At 61.8% G+C, this 468-nt stretch carries 1 protein-coding gene; it reads left to right on the top strand.

Annotated elements, in window-relative coordinates:
* Positions 1 to 468, top strand: a 468-nt coding sequence (locus NJD71_RS13645) for an efflux RND transporter permease subunit (protein WP_319052441.1), incomplete at both ends; no start/stop codon positions are given.

Raw genomic sequence — 468 nt, 5'->3', positions numbered from 1 at the left:
ATCTTCATCGGCGTGAACGCGACGCCGCAAGGCAACCCGCTGACGCTGGTCAAGGGCGTGCGCGCGCTGTTCCCGGAGCTCGAGCGCAATTTGCCTCCATCGATGAAGATGAAGGTCGCCTACGACTCGACCAAGTTCATCCAATCCTCGATCGACGAGGTCGAGAAGACGCTGGGCGAAGCCGTGATCATCGTGATCGTGGTGATCTTCCTGTTCCTGGCCTCGCTCCGTTCGGTCATCATTCCGGTCGTCACGATTCCGCTGTCGATGATCGGCGTCTGCACGCTGATGCTGGCTTTGGGCTTCAGCTTCAACCTGCTGACGCTGCTGACGATGGTGCTCGCGATCGGCCTCGTGGTCGACGACGCAATCGTCGTGGTGGAGAACATCCATCGACATCTGGAGGAGGGGAAGACGCCCGTCCAGGCGGCGGTGGAGGGCGCGCGCGAAATCGTGGGGCCCGTCATC

The sequence above is a fragment of the Psychrobacter sp. PP-21 genome (assembly GCF_033790785.1).
GTDB lineage: Bacteria > Pseudomonadota > Gammaproteobacteria > Pseudomonadales > Moraxellaceae > Psychrobacter.
This window is presented reverse-complemented; position numbering and strand designations above follow the sequence as displayed.